Raw genomic sequence first — 24,517 nt, forward strand, 5'->3', positions numbered from 1 at the left:
CCTCCCTCCAGCCGATTTTAGCGGTCGGTCTAAACCGCCCATCCCTGTGCGCTTAAACCTTTCGCGCTCGTCCAGAGCGCTCAACCCCTAAAATCGGCCTCCGCTCGGCTCAGTTGTAAACGGGCGAAAACCCCACGCGAGTTCGTTGCATTGTCACCTTATTAGTTTTTTCCGTTTGGCGTCAGACCTCCGACGCTAACCCGTTGCAAAACGGGTTAGCCCATGGCACTATTTTCCTCATCAAAACATGCGTTTATTGTTGTCTTAGAGAACGACTATAAAACAGAAACGTAGCCAGGAGGCTGGGGACAGAACAGGGCAGTATCTAATCATTGACGTATCCCCTTCATTTTAATGTTTCCCTTTTGCTTGTTGTTCAGGAAAGCCGCTTGAGCGGCCTGCCAAAAATAACCAATAGAGAGTAAGTGGCTCCTGCAGTTTCTTGCATGTTTATATTTAGACATGTCTACATATAGGAATATATGGTCAGATATACACATAATGTCTATATCTGACCATGCTCATGAATTAGCTGTTAAATGGCGATGATTGTTGAAGCTCTGAAAAAAATCCATCTACGACATCGGCTACAGGAAGGCGATGTGTCTGCACATACCAAGTCCGCGCAGGTCATTACAAAGCAATGGCAAGCAGCGGTCTGCGGTGATGACGTGTTGGGTGAGGTGAGGGTTTCAAGGGCCAATAATGAGCGAATCGATGTCGTCGATTTGAAGAATAAAACAGCATATGAACTCAAGGTTTCTGGCAAAAATACGCACCACGAGTTCTACAAAGACCTGGTAAAGGTGCTCACCTACAACGAGTATCAAGTTTCAGGAGAAAGGCTGACAAAGCTCGTGTTTATTAGTGAGGAAACCGGAATCCGTTTGTTGGTTGGACGCTTAGATGAGGTGTTCCTCAAAATGCTTGAATCAAAGCATAAGTTAAGTATCGAGCTTGTAGCCATTTAACAAGTGAATCAAGCGGGCCGTTTTGCGCTGGCGCTCCAAACGGCCGCTTATTTAAGGCGTTAACTTTCAAAAAGCGATTGCGTACATTGGTAAAATTTAATCAAGGCGACACTTTTGTATGACAGCAGAGGCTATCGATAGGGAAGCTGGGGACTCTGGCAAAGGCTTTAGATTACAGCTCATAAGGGCGATAAAGCTCATGCTGCAAACGATTCAGCAGGATCAAAGCACTGTGTTTTTTACTGCGGTGGAAAATCTCGAAGATGTTTCCCATCAGACTATTTTAGATGGAGAAGTAAGTAATTACTTCGAAGAAGACAAGAATTATGACCTGAACGGTAATTTCACAATTTTTAGCCCTCCGGTTATAAATACGTTGGTCAGTTTTTATGATATCTATGTAGATCAATTTCGCACCAGTAACAGCGTTTACCTGGGCTTTTACACAACGAGGGATGTCGGTAAGGAGAGAAAATCCAATCTCAATAGCGGTAAAGAAATAACTCTACCAGAAAAACCAATTTTAGAAATTCTTAAATCGCTGGATGAAGTTTCAGACGAAACTATTAATTTAGTAAAAGAAATTCTTGTTGAAGAGTACGCTTCCCAATATAAAGGAAAGTCTAAATCAGGAAACTTAGAAACGCTTCAGGGGCTAACAGTTGATAGGTTTAAAGAGTTTTTGAGTAAAATATCATGGCATTTCGGTCAGGAAGATGAGGATGCTCTCAAGAAGACAGTTTTAAAGGATATTGAGAAGTCACCACTTCACAATAATGCGCATATAGGCAAAGAAAATATAATATTTTGTTTGCTAATGGACAAGCTGAGTGAAAGGCAAAATAGTAAAAACTTGGTCGATAAATTGGTTCATAGTTCAGATGTAAAGCTAGTTTTTAAAGAAGCAGAGTCTCAAATTGCAGACGAAAGTATAGATCCTACATGGCGCTATATCGCTGATCTTGAAAAGGATGTGACCGATAAGCGAAATCTAAAAGAAAAAGTGCTCTCAGTAATAGAAGATATTTCAGATCGTAGGATTAGACAGTTCGCAAGAAAAGCAAGTGGCTCGAAGTATGAAGAGCGTGAAGCGGACAAGTCTTTTTTGTCTTTGAAGTATCGTGTTTTTGAAGCTTGTGAAGAATATTTTTCAGGTGATGGGTATGTAGCCCCTGAAAGCGGTGGCGATTTGGATTCTGTTCTTAAAACTCTTGTATCAAAAGCGGTAGAAGATATTTCTAAGTTAAAGACCGATTACAAATATACGATTTCTAATGATAAAACAATAGAAGGAGTTATTTGGAATTTGTTTGATGGGTGTTTTTTAGCTTTTGATGAGTATAGTGATGAGTGATGTAAGTACAAAGAAAAGGCTGATGTACCTAAGCGGCGAAGATTTTTATCTTTATTGCTATTCCGTTTTTGTTATTTTGGATTTTTTAGGCTGCCGCGATGGGAAATATTTTAGAGACTATAGGAAGTTGGCTTTTTTAACTGACATTATTAGTGATGATAAAACAGTCTATGTGGTTGCTCATTCTTCAGGAGGAAAACTGAACCCTAAAGATTATGAGTGTTTACTTGACAGCTATTCAAACGGATTAACCAGAAGAAGTGAAATTCTTAAGTTGTTGTTTGTTCTTGAGAAGAGAGGCTATGTGAGTTTGAATCGAGGAAAGGCACAAGAAATTGATGTGACTTTGACTAAGGATAATCTTCCCAATGACTTTTTAAACGGCAATATTTTTGAGTCGGAGTCTAATAACATAAGAGATGTGTCAAAGAAAGTAAAACGATTGGCATCTCTAACCTTGGATACCATGTTAAGTAAAATTTATGTTGAAAATGGAGTTCGAACATGGGTCTGATGCGAGTTAATAAGCTTGTTTATGAAGGGAGCAAGTATTATTTCGAGTCTAAAGAGTTCGATGAAAATATCATCCTAATTGAAGGCGATAATGGAACAGGGAAAAGCACCTTTTGTAATTTGATTTATTTTGCATTGGGTGGTGAGGTGCCAATATTTCGAAGAAATAATGATAAGCGTCACGATGAAATAACTTCAGATAGCGATAACTATGTTGATCTTTATGTCTCAATCAATGATGGCAGCTATTTGCTGAGGCGTTACTTTGGAGATAATGAAATAACAATAATTCCCTATGAGCGGGTGCTTGAGAAAATATATTCAAAAGATAATAAGACCTTACTTGAAGAGAAGGTAAGGTTTTCTCTTTCGGAAGATAAGACTGAAATATATCCCGTAAACAGAAGCAAAGATTCATACGTCTTTTCTGACTGGATTCTCGAAAAGTTGGAAATATCTGTGGTCGAGCTTTTCCATGGATACAATACATTTAAGATAAATATATCAGATTTGATGCGGTTGATTTATCACGATCAACAGCCGAACCCAGAGGGTATTTATAAAAAGCCAGACACTAATTCAACGTATGTTTCTGATTCTGAGTTAGTTCGAAAAGCTATTTTTGAACTCTTAGTTGGTAAAGCTTATTCTGATTACTACAACTCTATTGTCGAGGAAAAGAAACTGTCGAGAGAGAAAAGCTTGGCTAAAGAGGTTGTGAATGAGTACACACTTTTAGCCGATAAAATGCGAAAAAATGGCGAGGCTAAAAATGTCAGCTTTTTGCAGAAAGAAATATCTGATAAAGAGGGGCAAATTGATAAGCTGCATGAAGCAAGACTTGCATTCAAACGTAACCGGTCTGGCTCAAACACCGTCAATCAAGATATAGAGTCGTGCAAGTCTGAATTAATTGATTGTGAGCTCAAGTTAAGTAGATTGAAAGAGAGTTTGGTATCTGCTCTCGATGAACGGTACAAATTGAACGTAGTTAGAAGCGAATCAGCTTCAGAAATTAAGCGTATTGAAAAAGTCATTTTTTCTCATGACCAGCTAAATCTTTTTACATCCGATACGTGTCCATATTGCTTGAGTCATGTTGAACGTGTTGAAGGTCATTGTGTATGTGGCGCTTCGATTGAAGAGGAACAATATGAGAGGTTCTTCTACACATCAAAAGAGTATAAAGATATTCTAAAAACAAAACTTAAGGCGCTATCAACAATAAAAACCGCATACGATGATTGCGACTCTGATGTTCAAGAAACCAAAAAAGAAATCGAGTCAATAGAGAAGAAATCAATAGTACTGCGTCAAAAATTACAGGAAATGCTTGGGCGTGTCGATGAGGTTGTTGATATTGAAAGCCTGAATGATATTGACGATAAAATATTGCAGGTTAGAGAAGATGTTGCGAACCTAAATCGACTTTTAGAGATCGAGTCAAAGTTAGAAGGTTTTCAAAAAAACTTTGATTTGGTTAGATCCAAAGCAAAAGAAGCTGAATTAAAAAGGAAGGGGCTTGAGGTTAAGGCTCAACAGGACGTAATTTCAAAAGTAAATGCGTTCAGTAAAAAGTATGATAAATTGATGAAAAATACGTTGCGTGATTGCCGGTCGGCAAAGATTACGCTCGACAACTATTTGCCTTCAATTAATGATGGTCTCTATCGGGAAACAAGCTCACTTGTTTCAATTAGACTGATGTATTTTATTACTCTCATGCATTTAGCTTTGTCTGATGAATCCGTGCCATTCCCGCGTTTTTTACTTATTGATACACCTGAAACTGCCGGAATCGAATTAGAGCATCTTATTAACTGTATTCGTCAGCTGGAAGAGTTGAGAAATTATGGAGTTGATTTTCAAGTTATCATATCAACTGGTTTGAATAAGTATCCAGCGTCATTAAAGGACAACCGTGTACTCTTTATGCCCGATAAGCAGAAGGAACATATGTTGTTGAAAGAAAAGAGCTTTTCTAAGTGACTGTTGTTTTGAGACTGTACCAATAACTGTGTAACTGCCTATCATTAACCCTCACTGAGGAGATAGGCATGACCCCAAAAGACCTAGAAGCCTTCGCTAATAAAGTCAGGGTCAGGTCTTGAATTGTGAATTGAACGAATGAATAAGTCGGGGTCAGGTCTTGAATGGTGAATGGGTTAAGCCCAAGGCTTGGCTTCTGTAGAAATCTAAATACTATTTTTAGCAATTCGACATGTATACCTATAAATCCAGATCAAGAATAATATTAACGCTTTTAATTAAAGTGATATGTGCCGCTGGGTTCATCGGGATAAATTTCGGTTTTGCCGTAAAAATTCTTGGTTCAAAAAAATCGCCTGAAGAGTAGAATAAAGTAGTATTTGACCATTTTTCTAATGGGTGATCCCGAGTCTCCTCGGGTTTGTCTGAATGTCTTTTCAAGGAGTGATGTCGCGTATGAGCGATATACAAATGTTAACTATCTATGAATAATCTTCGAACTTTTCTTAATGACAGCTGGAGGTTCTATACCTCTTATTTATTTTCTCTTTCAATATTAGTGTTAATTCCAACGATACCCTTTAATTTTCTCATTCTTTTGGATTATTCCGTTATTCAGTTAGAGTTCGATACAACTTGGTATTTCTTTGGGTTGCACGCAATACTGATACCGCTATATCTCTCCGCAGTGATAGTTTTCATGGCCTCACGATTAGATGGTAATTCCATATCGTTTAAAGCAATCTACTCTAAAGCTTTTCGGTTTTGGCCGCTTATGGCGGTCGTATACCTAACGACCTCTATCCTCATTGGTGTTGGATTTTTGGCACTGATTATTCCTGGCCTGATCGTAATGGCAAGAACTTCTTATGCCCAATTCTACTGTGTGCTTGAGAATAAAGGCCCAATAGAGGCAATAAAGAAAAGTTGGAATGAAACCAGAGAAAATCAGTGGATTCTCTTGATTGGCCTTGTAGTAATGTATTCGGCCATTGAAGTGACGGACTGGATGGCGAGTAAAACCCTAACGGCTATTGGGGCCCATTATGTTTTTGTACATATTGTAGCGAGTATCTTAAATTGCACGCTGTTTTCGTTGCCCATTGTTTTTGCATTTAGAATGTACTCAGATCGAAAGGCGACAATTAAAGAACAGCAGGATCAAGTCTTTGAATTATGATTTTCATAATTCAGCTAACAATAAGTAAACTTTCGGAATCGGGACCATTCTCCATAATGATGACTAGCTAATTAAAAAAATTGGTTGGGTGAAGAATGTTTTTCAACATATCTCTACGATACCCCTTTAGCTGGCCGCCAGCTTCTATCCAGCGCGTGTAACTATAAGCGGACAACTCGATAATTATTTAAATTTTGAGAGTGGATAATACCGAAGCCTTGGACGATGAAGGAAATGTGACCAATAATATATCCACCTACTCTACATATTCATGTGTCGAAGAATAAAAACGTGCGGTAATCGCCACTTCTATCGGAGGGATTCGCTTGAACTATAAGGTTTTGTTGTTAGCTGTTTTTTTAACCGCTTGCGCCTCACCCGGCCCCGATTATCTGGAGCCGGGTAAACGGTACACTGTCGAGCAACCTCTAGGCCACCCCGCGATGTCTTTTAAAATACCAGAGAGTGGAAGGTGGTTAACTTACGTAAAAGATATTGAACATATAGACCAGGCAATAACTATTGATAAAGACATCTCTGAAGGATTCGTAACCTCTATGACGCTTGGCATGGTTGAAGGAACTTCCGATCGGATAGCGCTAGAGCATAGGCAGTCCCTTAAGCAGTTTCTTATTGATGGTGATATGGAAGCTTACTTTACTAGATACTCATCGAAGTTTGTCGATGGTAAAAAAGTGAAAAGAGTGCCTGGAACCTACTTTGAATTTAACGATATAAAATGCATGGTAATCGGCAATTTCCAACCCAGAAAGGTTGCGGCAGACGTTTACCTAGATGGGGTAATGATTACTTGTTATCTCGTGGTAGATGGTCAACTTAAGGATTTGTTTATGCGTAGATCTTTCGCGGTGAATGAAGATTTAGAAAACTCCGAGTATCACAAAAGAAAGCAACAGGCCGTTGTGGGTTCAAAAGATTACGACCTCGACTTAATCTTTCCCGAAGATTTAAAAGAGATAAGGGACAGCATTCGAATAATAGGTAATAAAATTAGCCAGAATTACGACGACGTTGAGGACAAGACTATTTTTGATGTTCCTCAGAGAATGTCGACTGGCGAGACCTTGGAGGAGTACAAAGCGAGATTAAAAAGCGAGGGGAAAGTCTGGCGCCCAATCAGCCTTAATCCAGATGGAACTTTTTAATAACGGTAAAGAGAAAAAATAAGGGGTCAAATCTTGACTTAACCTATTTAGGTTTACGCAATTACTAAAAAGGTTAAGGGCAGGCTACACAATTTATCTCAAAGTCGCGAGTGCAAACCCGCACCCCAGAAGACTGTCTAAATAGCTCCGTTTGGTGATAGCGTTAAGGTTTATCGCTCTGGTCAACATAAATCAGTTGGTCGATGGGAAAACCCAGCGTTTGGGCCTGGTTCTCAAACTTTTGTATTAAGGCGTCCGGTACTGTTGGTTGGCGGGATAGCAGCCAAAGGTAATCAGTATTGGGGCCTGCGACGAATGCGTGCTGGTAGTCTTGGTCCAGTTCAAACACGATGTAGGAACCGTAGAAAGGCCCAAAGAAGGAGACTTTAAGAAAGCCGACATCCGGCGAATCGACGAATTTGGCTGTGCCTTCCGCTTCACTCCATTCGGATTTTTGTGCGTCATAGCCTCGATTGATGACGGTAACATTTCCGTCATCGTCCAAGCTGTAGTGGGCGGTGACGTGGGTTAGGCCTTCTTCAAAGCTGTGGTCTAGCCGGGCGATTTCGTACCATTTGCCTAAGTACCGGTCCAGCTCGAATGACTCTACAGGTGTTACGCCTTCAGGTTGGCTAACACAAGAGGCTAATAAAAACGTGGTTATAAGGGGTGTTAGAATAGAACGCATAGCAAAGCTCCAGTAGCACAAAAAATTAAGTACGACGAAATGGTATTAAGGGATCAGCGATGCTGATTCGTATCAGGCCTTACATTTTCCATAGCTTTAAAATAACCTGGGGCTTGCATCATAAGAAATCGGGATAGGGCTAGCGATCTATTTGCATAGCGACAGGGATAGCAATATGAGAACTCTAAACGACATATATCAGTGTGCACAATGCAAAGCGGTTGTGGCTCATGGAAATAGGCACTGCCGAGGGTGTGGGGTGCGGTTTACGGCTGCCGATATCGATCAGATGAAAAACAATATTCAGTCTGTGGTGGGGGCCTTGCCATGGAACTTGCGCGATGTGTACCGCTGCGTCCATTGTCACGAGCATATTGCTATCGTGGATGCGTACTGCAGAGGTTGCGGCGATGAGATTTGCGATAATGAACGACAACTGATGAAGTTGAGAATGGATGAAATCGCCAAACAAAACACCCCCGCGCTGATTGGTCTTCATACGTTTGTGCTGCTGGTCATCTTGGCATTGGTGGCCATGTGAGAACTCGTATCCCCAGCGGTGCGGCAAATAAAAAACCAAAAGATCCATGAGTTTGAGCGCTTTGGAATTTTCCCCTATTACTCCTCCCTAAACACCAGATTGAGCCTTAGGTTGGTTAGATCCGCAAGGCAACGCCTGTCCCGTGTGATGTCCCTGTTATCAGCCCCTAACAACAAAACCGGGTAGTCGTCGATGCGTTCGGGCGTCAGCCTCAAGCGCAGCTCGCTGACGGATGGGGTGGTCCAGGAGTAAACGAAGTTGGGGCGGTTACCGATTCGCGGTGCGGTATTGCCCGTGCCGATGCTTTCGTAATAGTCTCGAAAGCTGCCCTCCCTCTCGGGGTGACTATCTGCTATCTCTATGGCTATTTCGGGCTCGGGTATTGCCTCTCTGTGTAGAGGTGAACGCCCCACCACCACCATTTTTAAAATGGAATCTCGCGTTAGCTCACAGGCGCTATTGTCGCTTTGCGATCTCTCTTCACCGCTCAGAGTCACTTGGTACAGCTCGCCGGCTGGTGGGTTTATGCGCAGATCGTTCAAGTCAAACCTCAGCAGCACGTGAAACTCCGTGTTGTAATCCCGATTGCACCTGGGCCGTACATTGCCCGCGTTGGCGTCGCTAAAGTACCCAACCTCCGCCGCATCGTCCGCAAGGCCCTCAAAGGTGTAGTGGGGCAAGGGCGTTGTATCCACGCTGAGACAGGCAATGCCCGACCTCGGGCCTATTTCATAGGTGTACAGCTGCTGGCGAACATTGGGGGCCAGTGACACATGCTGATAGCTTGGGCGCGGGTGGCATGCTGCCAATAAAATCGCGATAGAAACCCATCCAATAGATCTGCACATTTGTGTGTCTCCCTACCTGAGTGGTGTGAAGGTAACCATAGCACTGGCGCTGTGTATTGGTAGTGACTTAAGCGACGCGGCCGGTGATAAGGCTATTTCTGGCGGCCAATAACACGGTTAAAAATCACTATTGAGGCCGGGTCTGAAATGGAGAGCTTGTCTATTTGACTTGCCGTATCCACGCTGCCCCCGGCCACTTAATCAGTCCTTCTATTTCTTGCTATTTAGTTCTTCCACCAGAAGATATGAGCTGAATTCATCAAATTATGAAATAAAAGAGTTTTTGTTCATGATGATGCTCGCGTATAAATCACACCTGTTTTCGGCTTAAGGCAAGTTGACGCTGACCAGGGTGCTTATTTGCCTTGTAGGCCAGAAAGTTAAATTGGATTGAGCCTCAGATTAAGGACGGTGGATTACCATGAACAGCGAGTTTACGTTTTCGATTAAACGCATTGATTTCGATGAGAATTATCACCCAGCGGACAGTACGCGTATTACCACGAACTTTGCCAATCTGGCGCGCGGGGAAAGTCGGCAGGAGAATCTGCGCAACGCGCTGCGAATGATCGATAACCGATTCAACGCCCTGGCCCACTGGGACAACCCCAGGGGTGAGCGTTACTCGGTTGAGCTGGAGATTATTTCCGTCGATCTGGACATTGAGGCCAGCGATGAAGCTTTTCCTGCGATTGAGGTGTTAAAAACGCAGATTGTTGATCATAAAACCAACAAGCGCATTGAAGGCGTGGTGGGTAATAACTTTTCCTCGTACGTGCGCGACTATGATTTTAGTGTGGTGTTGCGCGAGCACAATAAAAATCAAGCGAAGTTTACTGTTCCGGCAGACTTTGGCGAGTTGCATGGCAAAATTTTTAAAAGCTTTATCAGCTCTGCGGCCTACAAGCAGAATTTTAGCAAGCCGCCTGTAATTTGCTTGAGCGTGTCGGATAACAAAACTTATACACGAACTGAAAATCAGCATCCGGTATTGGGGGTTGAGTATCAGCCCAATGTGCCTTCGTTAACCGAGCAGTACTTTAAGAAAATGGGGCTGCAGGTGCGCTATTTTATGCCGCCAAACAGTGCGGCGCCTTTGGCGTTTTACTTTTTTGGCGATTTGCTTAGCGATTACACAAACCTTGAGCTTATTAGCACCATCAGCACCATGGAGACTTTCCAGAAAATTTATCGCCCGGAAATTTACAACGCTAACAGCGTAGCCGGTGCGTCTTACCAACCGAGCTTAAAGCATCGCGACTTTTCTTTAACCCAAATCGTTTACGACCGAGAAGAGCGCAGCAAGCTGGGTATTGCGCAGGGCAAATACGCCGAAGAACACTTTATAAAGCCCTATCAAAGCGTGCTGCAACACTGGGCCGAAAACTACGCGGTTTAACCGATCAGGCTGTGGTGATACAGCCTGTTATAAAAATACTAGGATACCCATGAAAAAACTATTACCAACCTCAACGGCGGGCAGTTTGCCTAAGCCGTCCTGGATTGCTGAGCCCGAAAAGCTGTGGTCCCCCTGGAAGCTACAAAACGATGAGCTGATTGAAGGCAAGCAAGATGCTTTGCGAGTTGCTTTGCAAGAGCAGCAACAGGCGGGTATTGATATCGTCAGCGATGGCGAGCAAACCCGTCAGCACTTTGTGACGACTTTTATTGAACATTTAAGCGGTGTGGATTTTGAACAACGCAAAACGGTAAAAATTCGCGATCGCTACGATGCTAGCGTACCTGTGGTGGTAGATGCCGTCGCTCGGCAGAAGCCTGTATTTGTTGACGATGCGAAGTTCTTACGGGAGCAAACTCAGCAGCCGATTAAATGGGCGCTGCCCGGCCCCATGACCATGATCGATACCCTGTACGATGATCACTACAAAAGCCGTGAAAACCTGGCCTGGGAGTTTGCCAAAATTCTTAACCAAGAGGCCAAAGAGCTGGAAGCGGCAGGTGTGGATATTATCCAGTTTGATGAGCCTGCTTTTAATGTGTTTTTTGACGAGGTCAACGACTGGGGTATCGCTGCATTGGAAAAAGCGGTTGAAGGGCTTCAGTGTGAGACGGCAGTGCATATTTGTTATGGCTATGGCATTAAAGCCAATACCGACTGGAAGAAAACCCTGGGTTCTGAGTGGCGTCAGTACGAAGAGGTGTTTCCCAAACTGCAAAGCTCCAGTATCGATATCGTCTCGCTGGAGTGTCAAAACTCCCGTGTACCAATGGAGTTAATGGCGTTGATTCGGGGTAAAAAGGTCATGGTTGGCGCCATTGATGTGGCAACCGATACGGTAGAAACTCCCGAACAAGTAGCTGACACCTTGCGTAAGGCACTGGAGTTTGTCGACGCCGAAAACCTTTACCCCAGTACCAACTGCGGTATGGCACCTTTGTCGCGCTCGGTGGCGCGGGGTAAGCTTAGCGCTCTCAGCGCGGGGGCGGAAATTGTGCGTAAAGAGCTTGCGGGTCACCGTTGATTCACGGGTTTTAAAAATTTAGCCCTGTAATAGAAACCTCAGCTTGAATGCGCTGGGGTTTTCTTGCATTGGGAATAATAAAGTTACAGCGATTAAGGCTATTCATGTTCTTTTTTCTTTTGTATTTATTGGTTGGCGCCTTTGCCGGACTGCTAGCCGGTTTGTTTGGCATTGGTGGCGGCATGGTGATCGTGCCGGTACTTATTTTCAGTTTTATTGCCGTGGGTGTTTCGCCCGATGTGCTGACCCACATAGCGGTGGCAACGTCCTTGGCCAGCATTGTGTTTACCTCGATCAGTTCGGTTTGGACGCATCATCGCAATGGGGCAATTATCTGGCGAATCGTTAAATTGATGACTATAGGGTTAATTGTCGGCACGGCCATTGGCGTATTCTTTATTTCGTCGGTGCCGGGACCGGTACTGCAAAAACTGATTGGCGTATTCGCTTTATTGCTATCGTTGAAAATGCTGCTTAACTGGCAGCCACCCGGTGAAGGCAAAGAGCCGGGCGCTGCAGGGTTAAGCATAGCAGGTGGTGTGATTGGGTTTGGCTCATCGTGGTTTGGTATTGGTGGCGGCACGTTTACTGTGCCTTATTTATCCTGGCTGCGCATTAATATGCGAAACGCCGTGGCAACGTCTGCAGCCTGTGGTTTGCCTATTGCGGTGGCGGCTACCTTCGCCAATATCGTTGCCGGGTGGAACCATCCGGATTTGCCCCAGTGGAGCACCGGCTATGTTTACTGGCCTGCGGTGTTGGGTATCGCCATTGCCAGTGTGCCTTGTGCGCGCATAGGCGCAAAGCTGGCTCACTCGCTGGACGCCAAGTTGCTGAAAAAATTATTTGCGGTACTGCTGTTTGTGGTCGGTATTCGTTTTTTACTGGCTTAAATAAGGTGCGCTTAGCTAAGTATTTACAGGCTACCGCCACTTGCTGGCGGCCACTTTGAGCTTATCGCTCAGATTGACAGTGCCAGCAAACCTCAAAGCTGGCGTCGTTCTCTTCGCCGCATTGCGGGCAGTACCAGGCCTGGCCCGCTGGGCGGTTTAGTAAATCGTCGATAATCGCTTTGGCTTTGGCGTAGTCGGCCTCGTCTACCCACAGCTCCGGCCAGGTCTGAATGGGAGAAAGATCGCCCATGGCGCCTGCGGCGTATTCGTTTTTTAATCTGCTATCAATACCGTTTTCCCGCAGCAGGTTGCGGGCATTCTCGACCAGAATTTTATTCTCGTGGGTGTAGACCAGCTGCATAAAATGTCCGATGAGCGTTGTTCCAGCATTGCCTATCCCACAATGTATCACACCTGCAAAAGCGTTGGTGGCCGGTGTTGGGGGAATACGTTAGGCTAAGGGTTGAGATCAATGATAGGAATAAGGCGATGCGATCTAACCCGAGAGTTATTACTGTTATCGGACTGGCGGTGGCGCTGTTGCTGAGTGCAGCGTCTGTTTTTGCCGATACCGAATCGACCAATGAAGCCGCCATTGATTCGGGCAGTCTTCACAGCACCGGCCAGGTGATTGAGGCGAATGCCAGTGCAACGGATAGCCAGATACAGGCTCGCTTACAAGCAATTTTAACCAGCTCGGAGCAGTTTACCCAGCTGGAGGTTCGGGTGGATAACGGCCTGGTCTTTTTAAAAGGCTACACGGACAAGCGCGCTTTTGTTCAGTGGGCCGGTGACATTGCCAATAATACCCAGGGTGTTGTGGCGGTGGTGAATAACCTGGAGCAGAGCCCGGGCAACTACTTTAGCGTCTCAGTGTTTAAATCTGAACTGCTTAAAGCCTGGTATAAATTTCTCCACGCGCTACCCTTGCTGCTGGCCGCCGCGTTGACGTTTGTGGTGTTCTTTTTTATCTCTCGGCCTGTAGCGGCATTTTTAGTGGGCCCGGTTCGCTACGTGACCGACAGCACGCTTATTAAAGTTGTTCTGCAGCGTATCGTCGCCGTGCTAGTTGTCCTGCTGGGGCTGTACTTCTTTTTGCGCATTGCAGGCCTGACCCAGTTTGCCGTTGCGGTAATGAGCGGTACCGGCCTTCTGGGCCTGGTGGTGGGCTTTGCGTTTCGCGATATTGCCGAGAATTTTATTGCCAGCTTGTTAATCAGCATGCAGCGGCCATTTCGTTTGGGTGATGTGATTGAGGTCAGTGGTTTTCGCGGTGTGGTGCAAAAAGTGACAACGCGGGGAACAACGCTGGTGGACTTTGATGGCAATCATATACAGGTGCCCAATGCCACCATTTACAAAGAAGTGATTCAGAACTTTTCTGCCAACCCCAATGTGCGTGGCAACTTTTTAATTGGGGTGGGCTACGACTCTAAGGTTCGTTTTGCTCAGGAAACCGCCATGGCGGTTATGCTGGAGCACCCAGCGGTATTGGCAGACCCTGAGCCGCAGGTACTGATCGAGGACCTCGCATCTTCCACCATTAACCTGCGCGTGTATTTCTGGGTGGATGCCACTCAGTACAGTGTGATCAAAGTGGCCTCGGCCTTAATGCGGCAGGTAGTGCGCGCCTTTGAAGCGGCGGATGTGTCCATGCCCGACGATGCCCGTGAAATTATTTTCCCGCAGGGTGTGCCCTGGGATCAGCAGGATCAAGACACCCAGCCTTCGGCGCAGGCGTTAACAAAGCCCGGTACTGAACCAACAGAGCCTCACGAAATTTCTGACCGCATTAGCACAAGCAACCATGATTTATCTGAAAGAAACCCCGAAGTGGCCGAGCGCTTGCTGGATGATTTAGCCAGTGATACCGAAAATATTCAAAAGCAGGCGCAAAACTCGCGCGAGCCTGAAGAGGGTAAGAATATTATTTAGCGCCGGTATCAGCGCCATGCAACACTACGAGTGTACGGCTTCGTTACCGCAGAGATTGATGGTTATTTCAATTTCTTTGGCTTTGCACTTCATTCACTGTAGACATTTATAAAGGCAACATAATGCCACAGAGCTTACAGGCAGAACGACAAGCGATATTAAACCGACTGGAGACTTTCAGCCGAGTAATGGACAGCAGCCTTCGAATTCCTTTCACAAATTTTCATATAGGATTTGAAGCCATTATTGGCTTAATTCCTTTTGTAGGGGATATTGCGGGTTTGCTGCTGTCAAGTTATGTATTACTTGAAGCGCAAAAAGCAGGTGCCAGCACGGGGGTAAAATTAAAAATAATGTCGAATATGGCCATTGATTTTTGTGGTGGCTTAATTCCGGTGGTTGGTGATGTGTTCGATGCTTACTTTAAAGCGAATACTCGAAACACCAGGATTTTACGAAAGCATCTTCAAAACCTGCAGAACAACCCTATAGATTAATTACTATAACCGAGCATTTTTTACTTAATATTCTATTGGTCGCTCATAACGGCGCACGCCGCTAATACGCTAATTTATCAACATTTAAGGACCATTCGTGAAACGGTCGATTGCTCTCGGTAAGCTCCAGGTGATGAAACGGTATTTGCCGCTGGGACAATGGCTGCGCAACTTCGCGGTAGATAAGTGAATCATCAAAGCCTGCAGCGGCGGCCTGCTCGCGGGTTGCGGCAAAGTACACGGCATCGAGCCGCGCCCAGTAAATAGCACCCAGGCACATGGGGCAGGGTTCGCAACTGCTGTAGAGCGTGCAGCCCGTCAGTTGGTGATCGCCCAGGCGCTCGCAGGCTAAACGAATGGCGGCCACTTCGGCATGGGCCGTGGGGTCGCAGCTGCTGGTAACCTGGTTGCTGGCTTCAGCCAGCACCTGCCCGTCTTTGACGATCACCGCGCCAAAGGGGCCGCCACCACTGGCAGCAGACGCTGCCGCCAATTCGATACTGCGGGCTAAAAAATCACTCTGTGTCATCAGCGGCCTATTAAGTGAGAGAGCTGCTCGGCTTTAGCGCCGTCGTTATCCACGAAGCGCAGCTGGATTTTTACCAAACGGCTATCGGGGCGTGGCTCAGCGGCTTGCAGGCTGTGGGTGTAAGCATTGAGCTGCACCGTTTCACTGCCGTCTTCGGTGCCGATGTCGACCACCACCTGATCAAACAGCCCTGGCAAACCATTGTCTTTAGCGATGGCGGCGGAAAGCACCTGCAAGTTTAAATCGCGTATCACACAGGCAACCGGCGGTTTATTACTGTCAAAGCGTAACTGCGCGCGCAGCTTTTTGGCCTTGGGCTTCACCGCGGGGGCGGCGGTGGCGGGTTCGGTTGCACCGGTGGTGAGTACGTCTACCGAACCAAACGCATGGCCTTGCCCCTTGGTCTGCGCCTGCACCGAGGCTTTGCCGGGCGCCGGTGGCAACTTGCCTATTTTCTGCAATTGCTTAAAAACTTTGCGAATCAGCTCTTCGGGGGTAAAGGGTTTGGTGATGTAGTCCGTCACCCCGGCCTGCACAGCTTTCACCACGTGGGCGCGGTCGCCGCGGCTGGAGATCATAATAAATGGGGTGGACTCGTAGCGGGGTTGCTCGCGCAGGCTGCGCAGTAGCTCTTCACCGCTAAGGTTGGGCATCTCCCAGTCGGACAAAATTAAGTCCATGGTTTGGCCTTTTGAGGCCGCCAGTGCCCGGCTGCCATCGGGCGCTTCGTAGATCTCTACCCCCGGCAGTTTGTCACGCAGGTGTTTTTTCACCATGTCGCGGATAAAGCTGGCGTCATCCGCCACGAGTATTCTAAGCGCCATTGCCGGCCCTCTGTTGATATTGCGTCAAATTTATCCCTAACAGAATAGCCGATTTTGGCGCATAATTTATTCTTTACGGGTAAACACCCATTCTCGCTCTTTGGACAGTTCGGGCGCAAAACCGTAGCCGTCCACGTCAAAGCCTTTTAGGTCTTCGGCCGCTTTGAGTCGATTTTTAATAATATAGGCACTCATCAGGCCACGCGCCTTTTTAGCGTAGAAACTGATGATTTTGTACTGGCCGTTTTTCCAATCTTTAAAGACCGGGGTAATAATCTCGGCGTTCAGCCGCTTGGGCTTTACCGCTTTAAAGTATTCGTTGGAGGCCAAATTCACCAGGGTTTTACTTTTGACCGCAGCCAGCTGCTCATTGACTGCGTTGGTAATAATGTCGCCCCAGAACTGATACAGATTATCGCCGCGCTGGTTATTAAACTTGGTGCCCATCTCCAGCCGGTAAGGCTGAATTAAATCCAGCGGTCGCAACAGGCCGTACAGGCCCGAGAGAATGCGCAAATGTTTTTGCGCAAAGTCAAAATCCCGCGCCTTAAACGTCTCGGCCGCCAAGCCCGTGTACACATCGCCCTGAAACGCCAGCGCCGCCTGCTTGGCATTGGCCTGGGTGAAGGGGGTTTTAAAGGCGTGATAGCGGTCGAAATTCAGCACCCCCAGTTTATCGGAGATTTTCATCAACCCGGAGATATCCGCAGGCGATAGCTCGCGCAGCTCTTTGATCAGGGCGCGCGAGTCCTTCAGAAAATCCGGTTGGGTGAAGGTATCGGTCACCGCCGGGGTTTCAAAATCCAGCGTTTTCGCCGGCGAAATCAATATCAACATAATCGTCTCGTCACAGTAGGGGCGGGGTTAGTCGGGCTTGAGAATGTCCTGCCACCAGTTGAGCGGGGTAACACCGTCGGTCGGGTCGTACACATTGCCGTACAGCCACATGGCGTTATCGCCGTTGATGGGGTTAAACACCTCTTCAATGGCGCTAAAGCCACAGCTAACGTGAATGGTGTAAATCAACATGCGCGGGGTTTCAAAATCCAGCTCGCCACCAAGCTTGGCCACGGGGCCGTTCAGTTGATCGGCCAGCGCGCTTGTATCGGTTTTGCAATAAACCCGCACACTCAGGTTGCCGCTGTGCTTTACTATTTCAAACTCGCGTTTGTCGGTGTCAGCTTTAATCACATCGCCACCGGCCAAACCTTTCACAAAGGCCGGTGAACGCACCAACTGCAAAGTATTATCGGGCAGGGCTTTTACGGGCAGTCGTTCTACCATGGGCTGGCCATCGGGTTTCAGGCCAGCGAACAGTTCTATCGCTTGCAGTGATTCCATGTATCCTCTGTGTGGGTAAAATGCGGCATTATAAATGCTTAAACTAACAGATGTTTAAGCTAACCCTTGATAAGGTTATAACAACTTAAGGAGTCGGTTGTGAAATTGCTTCGTTCAATAGCATCCATTGCGCTTTTACTCGCCCTTGCTACAGGCTGCAGCGTTAACCCGGTTACCGGCAGTAGCGAGTTGTCGCTGATGTCGCCCGAGCAAGAGGTGGCCATCGGCGAGCAACAGTACGAGCCTAGCCAGCAGTCTCAGGGTGGGCGCTATGTGGTAGACCCGGATCTTAATGTCTACGTTAATAATGTGGGGCAAAAGCTGGCCCGGGTGAGCGACCGACCCGATTTACCCTACGAGTTTGTGGTACTCAATAATAACGTCCCCAACGCCTGGGCGCTGCCCGGCGGTAAGATTGCCATTAACCGCGGCCTTTTGGTGTTGCTGGATGACGAATCCGAGTTAGCCGCGGTACTGGGGCACGAGATTGTTCACGCCGCCGCCCGTCACGGCGCTCAGCAGCAAACCCAGGGCACGCTGCTGAACGTGGGCCTGATGGCCGCCGGGGTAGCCCTGGCCACACAGGATCACCAGGCCGCTGGCCTGGCCGTTGGTGCTTTAGGTGTGGGCGCTCAAGCCTGGCAGGCTCAGTATGGCCAACGCCAGGAATTGCAGGCGGATAAATACGGTATCGACTACATGATACGCGCCGGTTACGATCCCCAGGGCGCGGTAGAACTGCAAAAAACCTTTGTAAAATTGTCCGAAGGGCAAAGCGCCAGCTGGATGGAAAGCTTTTTCGCCAGCCACCCGCCCTCGCAAAAAAGGGTAGAAGCCAACCGTCAAATGGCCGCCCAGAACCCGGGCGGTGTGCGCAACCGTGCGGAGTACCAAGCCGCCATTGCGCAACTGAAAAAGGACATGGACGCCTACCAAAATTATCAGCAAGCGCTGAAAGCCATGAGCGAAGAAAACTATGCCCTGGCCCGCTCGTTGAACAACAAAGCGGTTAAAGCACAGCCTAAAGAACCTTTATTTTGGGAATTACAGGGCCGCTTGGAAGCACAGCAAAAAGATATGGACGGCGCCGCACAGGCCTTCGGCCGCGCCATCAGCGCTAACCCAGAGTTCTTTCGTCCCTACGTGTACCGGGGTATGGCCTATAAGCAGCTGAACAAACCCCAAGAGGCCGCCGCCGATTTTCAAAAAAGCATGAACCTGCTGCCCACGCAAATCAGCGCCTATTACTTGGGTGAATACGCCATGGAGAACGGTGACCGGCAAAAAGCCATTCAGTATTTCCAAATGGCCGCCCAGGGCGACGGCGAAATCGCCAAAGCAGCCCAGGCCAAATTACAACAGCTGCAACAAGGAGGCTAACACCTCCGTTGCTACCGCTGTCGAACCTGGCGGTATCACACAACTGCGGCCATAGAGTCCCGATCAAGCGCCCGCTATAATGGGCGCTTTTGTATTTCGAGCCGATAATAATAAACCCATGACCCACCCCGACCCCACTAACACCTCTCACCAGCCTGCGGCATTCGCCTTTGTGCGCTGGCTGGACGCTATTACCGAATGGACGGGCCGCGCCTGCGCCTGGATGACCTTGATTATGGTGCTGGCCACCTGCGCTGTAGTGCTGGTGCGTCGCTTTCTCGGACTCGGCTCTATCGGTCTGCAGGAATCGGTGGTGTATATGCACGCGGCCGTGTTTTTACTGGGGGCGGGTTACGCACTTAAACACTCCGAGCAAGTTCGGGTGGATATTTTTTATCGCCGCTTTTCGCCCCCTACTCAAGCCTGGGTAGATGCCCTGGGCACGTTGCTGTTTTTACTACCGCTGTGTGTGTTTACCGCCGCCATTTGCTGGTCTTACGTTTTAGGCTCCTGGCAGGTGAGGGAAATCTCAACCGATGCCGGTGGCCTGCCCTTTGTGTATGTGCTCAAGTCATTCATGTTGTTGTTCTCGGCCAGCTTACTGCTGGCAGGGTTAGCGGAGTTTGGCCGCGCAGTAGCGACTTTGGTCTACGGCGAGCACAGTGAAGGGGCGCGCCATGATTGAGTTTCTGCCCATTATTATGTTCGCGGTGGTGTGCCTGGCGCTGATGCTGGGTTACCCGGTGGCTTTTACTCTGGCCGGGGTGGCGCTGTTGTTTGCCGGAGGCGGCATTTTAGCCGGGGTGTTTGACCCAGCGCTGATGCTCACTTTCCCCAGCCGCTTGTACGGCATTATGAGCAATTACACCTTGGTAGCCGTGCCCCTGTTTGTGTTTATGGGGGTGATGCTGGAAAAATCCCGCCTGGCCGAAGAGCTGTTAAGCAATATGGCCAAGGCCTGCGGCCGCCTGCCCGGGGGGCTGGGCCTGTCGGTGATTGTGGTGGGGGCACTGCTGGCCGCCAGCACCGGCATTGTCGGTGCTACGGTGGTGACCATGGGCTTAATGTCGCTGCCCACCATGCTGCGTCACGGCTACAGCCCAACGCTTGCCACAGGAACCATTTGCGCTACCGGTACTTTGGGGCAAATTATTCCGCCGTCTATTGCCCTGGTGCTGTTAGGGGATGTCATTTCCAGCGCCTACCAACAGGCACAGCTACACCTTGGGGTGCTGAATCTGGACACCGTATCGGTGGGTGATTTATTTGTCGGTGCCGTGGTGCCCGGCCTATTGCTAATAACCTTGTACATGGGCTATGTACTGTGCGTCGCCTGGCTGCGGCCGCAACAGGCACCGCGCGCGCTAGACTGCGATGACGACTCAGCCGTGTCACGCACGCGCTTATTGCTGTCGCTCGTTCCGGTACTGGTGCTGATTACGCTGGTGCTGGGTTCTATCATCGGAGGTTTTGCCACACCGACGGAAGCGGCGGGAGTAGGTGCGGCAGGGGCGCTGATTCTGGCCGCACTGAAAAAACAACTGAGTCTTGCACGCCTACGCGAGGTAATGACCGCCACCACCCGCATCAGTGCGATGATTTTCACCATCTTGATCGGTGCCTCACTGTTCTCACTGGTGTTTCGCGGTTTTGGTGGTGAAGAGCTGGTACACCACTTGTTCTCGCAGCTGCCTGGCGGCGTGGTGGGCGCGGTGCTGGTGGTGATGCTGGTGATCTTTTTACTGGGCTTTATTCTCGACTTTATTGAAATCACTTTTGTGGTTGTGCCCATTGTTGGGCCGGTGTTACTGGGCATGGGGGTGGACCCAGTGTGGCTTGGCATTATGATCGCCATCAACCTGCAAACGTCTTTCCTGACACCGCCTTTTGGTTTTGCGTTGTTTTATTTGCGTGGCGTAGCGCCCCAGTCGGTGCCCAGCGGCGCAATTTATCGCGGCGTGGCGCCGTTTATTGTCTTACAATTACTCCTGCTGCTGGCACTGGCAATTTGGCCTGAGTTGGTCTGGTCGTAACATCAATACGCTATAACCGGAACTGGCTTCGTATTTGCCTGTCGTTACTGCGGTAGCATTTGAACCCTTCATTTCGGATATAAAAGGTAAGCACACACATGGCCATGCACGGTCTGGACGACGATCCCACGCCCAACGGCGAATTAACCCTGCAAACACTTTCCATGCCCGCCGATACCAACCCTTACGGCGATATTTTCGGCGGCTGGCTGATGTCACAAATGGACATCGGCGGCGCCATTTTAGCTCAGGACATTGCCCGTGGCCGCGTCACTACCGTGGCTGTGGGCAGTATGGTTTTCCTGCGCCCGGTCCCCATCGGTGCTACCGTCAGTGTGTACGCCGAACAGGTTGAAGTCGGACGGTCATCTATCCGCATTATGATTGAGGTGTGGATTAAGGATCACCGTAACGGCGAGGTGGCTAAAGTCACCGAAGGCGAGTTTGTGTATGTCGCCATTGATGACAACGGCCGCACCCGCCCAGTGCAGCGTTAACAGGCTATGACAATTTACGCGCAGTATGCAGAGCGTTTTACACAGTTCTTAACCGCACAAGCAAACTTTCTCTGCTAACTTATACACACGTTTCCATTAGGTAACAGGGCTATTTTTCATGCTGCAGGACAGTCGCCAGGGCTATGGCCTGGTGAGTATTGCCATCCACTGGATTAGCGCGCTCACCATTGTTTTTCTGTTTGCACTCGGGCTGTATATGACCAGCCTCAGTTATTATGAGCCCTGGTACCACAAAGGCCCCACTTTGCACATCAGTATCGGTTTGCTGCTCTTTGCGCTAACACTGTTGCGCCTGCTCTGGCGCATTATCAACCCTAAGCCCGCCCCCCTACCGAGTCATACCAGGCTGATGCGACTCGGGGCCACTGCCATTAAGGTTTTTCTCTACGCGCTGCTTTTTACGTTACTCATTACGGGTTATCTGATTACCACTGCCGAGGGCAAAGGCGCAGAAATTTTTGGCTTGGTTACTATTCCTGCGGTAATGAAGCTAGGTGCCGATAAGGTCGACCTGGCCGGTACAGTTCACCTGGTGTTTGCCTGGGCGATTATTGTCCTCGCGGCTTTACATGGCGCAGCTGCCTTGTTGCATCATTTTGTACATCGCGATTCCACCTTAGTACGTATGTTAAAACCTACAAAACCTCTTTAATGAAGTCTGATCAAGGAGATCGATATGCAAACCGTAAAAACTCTGGCTAAATCGATGGCCGCCGCTGCAGTCTTAACGGGTGCGAGCTTAACCGCCAGCCAAGCCTTGGCCGATGATTATGTGATCGACACCAAAGGCGCTCACGCCGCCATTAACTTTAAAATTAAGCATTTGGGTTACAGCTGGCTCACCGGCCGCTTTAACAATTTTAGCGGCAACTTCAGTTACGACCCTGCCGATGTGGCCGCCAGCAGCATCACTGTCAACATTGACACTACCAGCATCGACAGTAACCATGCCGAACGCGACAAGCACCTGCGCGGTGATGACTTTCTGGAAGTGAGCAAATACCCGGAGGCCAAGTTTGTCAGCAAGCGCATTACCGATATCGACGATGACGGCGAAGAGTTTGATATTGTCGGCGACCTGACCCTGCACGGCGTGACCAAAGAAGTCACCATTGAGGTTGAAAAAGTCGGCGAAGGTAAAGACCCCTGGGGTGGATACCGCGTAGGCTTTGAAGGTGATACAACGATCATGTTGAAAGACTTCGGCATTGATTACGATTTAGGCCCTGCCTCGCGTTCGGTAGAGCTTGAACTGCACGTCGAAGGTATTAAGCAATAACCCTAAGGCGGGCGCTGCAAGCTCACGCGCCAAGCCCGCCGTAAGTACATCCTTAAAACCTAAGGCCAACCTCACTTGAGGCTGGCCTTATTATTACCGTGTGCCCTTTTTGGTTTGATTTCGAGCCACGAGCACTTTGGGGTTATACGCTCTCAATATCACAGATTCATAAAATCTTTTTGCATAGATTTCTGGCCGGCTTTACGCAGCGCGGTAGCTTTTCTATTTATGAACCTCGCTATAGTCATAAAATACAAAAGCCATACTTTTATATCACAGCACTAAAACTCAATTACTGTGGCACAGACTCTATTTCGTTAACAAGAAAGTTAACCATCTCTGATTCTGCCAATACTTGTGTATGCTCTCCCTGAGCCAGATAAAACTTACGGGCTTCAGCTTGTAGTTTATAAGTAACTGAGTTTTCTATAGCAACCACACCATCCCCGGTCTTACCCGGCAAGTAAGAAGCCACCAGCGTATAATCAATTTCTGCAGGCCAATGCCACTCCTTCAGCTCTTGAACAAATTCACTGTCACTTGCCACGTCAAACCACGAGGGCACGATGATCGGCGAGTACTCAACGCCCGACTTTGCACTGGGCATTCCATTCAGGGGGCTATTTACCGTAATGACCTTGCTCAGCTCCACTGGATTTTCTTGCTGAGTATATTTACGCACAAAATCTCTTGTGACTAACCCGCCCATACTGTGAGCCACCACAATGACTTTTTTCACACCGTAATCATCGGCAATTTTATTTAATGCCTCTACCCAGTAGTCGCTTACCATTCCCAGGCGTAATCCACTGGGGTATTGCAACACCCAGCTTTGGTAACGCTCTTTATCTAGCCCCTCTATCACGTTGGAAAAGCTTTTTGTGGTGCCAAAAATTCCATGCACAAAAATAACCGGTGTCTTTTCTGCATCAAACTCCTGCAGAAACATTAAACCTCCGCCATAGCTCTCAAGATAACTAAGAGGTTGCCACACCCCCAGACTGGCGGCTGACTCGCTGAAAATAGGATCTTCTAGGCTAACCCGTTTGGCAATATTGTCTCTGTGCTTATAATATCGGCTGTTAAGATCGGTGGAAAAGTGACGGTCGGAAATTTTAGAGATTTCTAAATCGGGAACAGCAACAGTTTCACTAGCCGCATACTCTAACACCATGGGAGAACCACTTTCGTCCCCCCAGTAAGTCGATAAATCAACATCAGAATCAAATTTCCCGTTCTCATTCATATCAGTATAAGCAGCGATGGCATACTGCCCCTGAGGTACATTAATGCGGTACGACCCATTCTTAACCTCAGTTACCGCCTGTAAAACATACTGACCGTTAGTGCTCGTTAAAGCCCCTACGTAGCTTTTTTTATCGGGTGAAACACTCTCAACTCGACCCGTAAGAGTAGCGGCAGATTGTGCCTCTTCTGCTTCTTGTTGAATATTTTTCAAGGAACAAGAAGCACAAACAAAAACCATGAACAGCCACACATACTTCATTTTTATAAACCCATTTTGTTAAAAGAATAAAATCCCGTTTATTTCGTA

26 protein-coding genes are annotated in these 24,517 nt (G+C 47.8%); 18 read left to right on the top strand and 8 right to left on the bottom strand.

Annotated features, from left to right (window positions below; all coding sequences use genetic code 11):
• The first annotated feature begins 539 nt into the window (after nt 1-539).
• The 6 genes from D568_RS0105035 (at nt 540) to D568_RS0105060 (ending at nt 7,173) form a co-directional block, all read left to right on the top strand.
• Nucleotides 540-971: a hypothetical protein gene (locus D568_RS0105035; protein WP_020208490.1), complete on the top strand. Its 432-nt coding sequence runs from the start codon at nt 540-542 to the stop codon at nt 969-971.
• Between the two features lie 118 nt (nt 972-1,089).
• Nucleotides 1,090-2,325: a hypothetical protein gene (locus D568_RS0105040; protein ID WP_020208491.1), complete on the top strand. Its 1,236-nt coding sequence runs from the start codon at nt 1,090-1,092 to the stop codon at nt 2,323-2,325.
• Entirely contained in the window at nt 2,318-2,839 is a 522-nt protein-coding gene (locus tag D568_RS0105045; protein WP_040516329.1) for a helix-turn-helix domain-containing protein, read from the top strand. Before D568_RS0105040 ends, D568_RS0105045 begins: the two co-directional genes overlap by 8 nt.
• Nucleotides 2,830-4,827: an AAA family ATPase gene (locus D568_RS0105050; RefSeq protein WP_020208493.1), complete on the top strand. Its 1,998-nt coding sequence runs from the start codon at nt 2,830-2,832 to the stop codon at nt 4,825-4,827. The genes D568_RS0105045 and D568_RS0105050 overlap by 10 nt, the downstream gene beginning before the upstream one ends.
• A gap of 484 nt (nt 4,828-5,311) precedes the next feature.
• Nucleotides 5,312-6,007 carry a DUF7847 domain-containing protein gene (locus D568_RS0105055; protein WP_020208494.1) on the top strand — a complete coding sequence of 232 codons (696 nt, stop codon included), beginning with the start codon at nt 5,312-5,314 and terminating at the stop codon, nt 6,005-6,007.
• Nucleotides 6,008-6,333: 326 nt separating this feature from the next.
• Nucleotides 6,334-7,173, top strand: coding sequence for a hypothetical protein (locus D568_RS0105060; protein ID WP_020208495.1), 840 nt, complete (start codon nt 6,334-6,336; stop codon nt 7,171-7,173).
• 163 nt (nt 7,174-7,336) lie between these two features.
• On the opposite strand, the gene D568_RS0105065 is transcribed toward D568_RS0105060, so the two are convergent.
• Nucleotides 7,337-7,861 (bottom strand): lipocalin family protein, encoded by a 525-nt coding sequence (locus tag D568_RS0105065; RefSeq protein ID WP_020208496.1) that lies wholly within the window; start codon nt 7,859-7,861, stop codon nt 7,337-7,339.
• A 175-nt stretch (nt 7,862-8,036) separates the two neighbouring features.
• On the opposite strand from D568_RS0105065, the gene D568_RS0105070 reads away from it, so the two are divergent.
• Nucleotides 8,037-8,402, top strand: a complete 366-nt coding sequence (locus tag D568_RS0105070; RefSeq protein WP_083915299.1) for a double zinc ribbon domain-containing protein — start codon at nt 8,037-8,039, stop codon at nt 8,400-8,402.
• Between the two features lie 77 nt (nt 8,403-8,479).
• Here the strand turns inward: D568_RS0105070 and D568_RS0105075 are convergent, their stop codons facing one another.
• The gene (locus D568_RS0105075) at nt 8,480-9,250 is read right to left on the bottom strand and encodes a hypothetical protein (RefSeq protein ID WP_157497624.1); all 771 of its coding nucleotides are present in this window, start codon (nt 9,248-9,250) and stop codon (nt 8,480-8,482) included.
• A 421-nt stretch (nt 9,251-9,671) separates the two neighbouring features.
• On the opposite strand from D568_RS0105075, the gene D568_RS0105080 reads away from it, so the two are divergent.
• The 3 genes from D568_RS0105080 to D568_RS0105090 all read left to right on the top strand — a co-directional run bounded on the left by D568_RS0105080 (nt 9,672) and on the right by D568_RS0105090 (nt 12,626).
• Complete coding sequence (locus tag D568_RS0105080) at nt 9,672-10,649, top strand: DUF1852 domain-containing protein (RefSeq protein ID WP_020208499.1); 978 nt, start codon at nt 9,672-9,674, stop codon at nt 10,647-10,649.
• A gap of 49 nt (nt 10,650-10,698) precedes the next feature.
• Nucleotides 10,699-11,733 (top strand): methionine synthase, encoded by a 1,035-nt coding sequence (locus D568_RS0105085; protein WP_020208500.1) that lies wholly within the window; start codon nt 10,699-10,701, stop codon nt 11,731-11,733.
• A 104-nt stretch (nt 11,734-11,837) separates the two neighbouring features.
• Nucleotides 11,838-12,626, top strand: a complete 789-nt coding sequence (locus D568_RS0105090) for a sulfite exporter TauE/SafE family protein (RefSeq protein WP_020208501.1) — start codon at nt 11,838-11,840, stop codon at nt 12,624-12,626.
• A gap of 61 nt (nt 12,627-12,687) precedes the next feature.
• Here the strand turns inward: D568_RS0105090 and D568_RS0105095 are convergent, their stop codons facing one another.
• A complete protein-coding gene (locus D568_RS0105095) occupies nt 12,688-12,987 on the bottom strand; it encodes a putative signal transducing protein (protein ID WP_020208502.1) in 300 nt (99 codons plus the stop codon).
• Nucleotides 12,988-13,115: 128 nt separating this feature from the next.
• Here D568_RS0105095 and D568_RS19320 point away from each other — a divergent pair, with 128 nt between their 5' ends.
• Both D568_RS19320 and D568_RS0105105 read left to right on the top strand, forming a co-directional pair.
• The gene (locus D568_RS19320; RefSeq protein ID WP_020208503.1) at nt 13,116-14,561 is read left to right on the top strand and encodes a mechanosensitive ion channel family protein; all 1,446 of its coding nucleotides are present in this window, start codon (nt 13,116-13,118) and stop codon (nt 14,559-14,561) included.
• Nucleotides 14,562-14,683: 122 nt separating this feature from the next.
• Nucleotides 14,684-15,058 carry a DUF4112 domain-containing protein gene (locus D568_RS0105105; protein WP_026286863.1) on the top strand — a complete coding sequence of 125 codons (375 nt, stop codon included), beginning with the start codon at nt 14,684-14,686 and terminating at the stop codon, nt 15,056-15,058.
• 61 nt (nt 15,059-15,119) lie between these two features.
• Here D568_RS0105105 and D568_RS0105110 read toward each other — a convergent pair whose 3' ends face one another.
• The 4 genes from D568_RS0105110 to D568_RS0105125 all read right to left on the bottom strand — a co-directional run bounded on the left by D568_RS0105110 (nt 15,120) and on the right by D568_RS0105125 (nt 17,752).
• Entirely contained in the window at nt 15,120-15,587 is a 468-nt protein-coding gene (locus D568_RS0105110; RefSeq protein WP_020208505.1) for a nucleoside deaminase, read from the bottom strand.
• Nucleotides 15,587-16,411, bottom strand: a complete 825-nt coding sequence (locus D568_RS0105115) for a response regulator (RefSeq protein ID WP_020208506.1) — start codon at nt 16,409-16,411, stop codon at nt 15,587-15,589. Before D568_RS0105115 ends, D568_RS0105110 begins: the two co-directional genes overlap by 1 nt.
• A 66-nt stretch (nt 16,412-16,477) precedes the next feature.
• Nucleotides 16,478-17,248 carry a peroxide stress protein YaaA gene (gene yaaA, locus D568_RS0105120; protein WP_020208507.1) on the bottom strand — a complete coding sequence of 257 codons (771 nt, stop codon included), beginning with the start codon at nt 17,246-17,248 and terminating at the stop codon, nt 16,478-16,480.
• 27 nt (nt 17,249-17,275) lie between these two features.
• On the bottom strand, nt 17,276-17,752 hold the full coding sequence (locus tag D568_RS0105125; RefSeq protein ID WP_020208508.1) for a DUF4265 domain-containing protein: 477 nt from the start codon (nt 17,750-17,752) through the stop codon (nt 17,276-17,278).
• A 99-nt stretch (nt 17,753-17,851) separates the two neighbouring features.
• Between D568_RS0105125 and D568_RS0105130 the strand changes: the two genes are divergently transcribed.
• The 6 genes from D568_RS0105130 to D568_RS0105155 all read left to right on the top strand — a co-directional run bounded on the left by D568_RS0105130 (nt 17,852) and on the right by D568_RS0105155 (nt 22,962).
• Nucleotides 17,852-19,132: a M48 family metalloprotease gene (locus tag D568_RS0105130; RefSeq protein ID WP_020208509.1), complete on the top strand. Its 1,281-nt coding sequence runs from the start codon at nt 17,852-17,854 to the stop codon at nt 19,130-19,132.
• A 79-nt stretch (nt 19,133-19,211) separates the two neighbouring features.
• Nucleotides 19,212-19,817, top strand: a complete 606-nt coding sequence (locus D568_RS0105135) for a TRAP transporter small permease subunit (RefSeq protein ID WP_020208510.1) — start codon at nt 19,212-19,214, stop codon at nt 19,815-19,817.
• Nucleotides 19,810-21,165 (top strand): TRAP transporter large permease, encoded by a 1,356-nt coding sequence (locus D568_RS0105140; protein WP_020208511.1) that lies wholly within the window; start codon nt 19,810-19,812, stop codon nt 21,163-21,165. The genes D568_RS0105135 and D568_RS0105140 overlap by 8 nt, the downstream gene beginning before the upstream one ends.
• A gap of 104 nt (nt 21,166-21,269) precedes the next feature.
• The gene (locus D568_RS0105145; RefSeq protein WP_026286865.1) at nt 21,270-21,662 is read left to right on the top strand and encodes an acyl-CoA thioesterase; all 393 of its coding nucleotides are present in this window, start codon (nt 21,270-21,272) and stop codon (nt 21,660-21,662) included.
• 118 nt (nt 21,663-21,780) lie between these two features.
• Nucleotides 21,781-22,335, top strand: coding sequence for a cytochrome b (locus D568_RS0105150; RefSeq protein ID WP_020208513.1), 555 nt, complete (start codon nt 21,781-21,783; stop codon nt 22,333-22,335).
• A 24-nt stretch (nt 22,336-22,359) separates the two neighbouring features.
• Entirely contained in the window at nt 22,360-22,962 is a 603-nt protein-coding gene (locus D568_RS0105155; protein WP_020208514.1) for a YceI family protein, read from the top strand.
• Between the two features lie 292 nt (nt 22,963-23,254).
• On the opposite strand, the gene D568_RS20970 is transcribed toward D568_RS0105155, so the two are convergent.
• The gene (locus tag D568_RS20970) at nt 23,255-24,469 is read right to left on the bottom strand and encodes an alpha/beta fold hydrolase (RefSeq protein ID WP_020208515.1); all 1,215 of its coding nucleotides are present in this window, start codon (nt 24,467-24,469) and stop codon (nt 23,255-23,257) included.
• Between the last annotated feature and the right edge of the window lie 48 nt (nt 24,470-24,517).

Source organism: Gilvimarinus chinensis DSM 19667 (genome assembly GCF_000377745.1).
Taxonomy (GTDB): Bacteria; Pseudomonadota; Gammaproteobacteria; order Pseudomonadales; family Cellvibrionaceae; genus Gilvimarinus; species Gilvimarinus chinensis.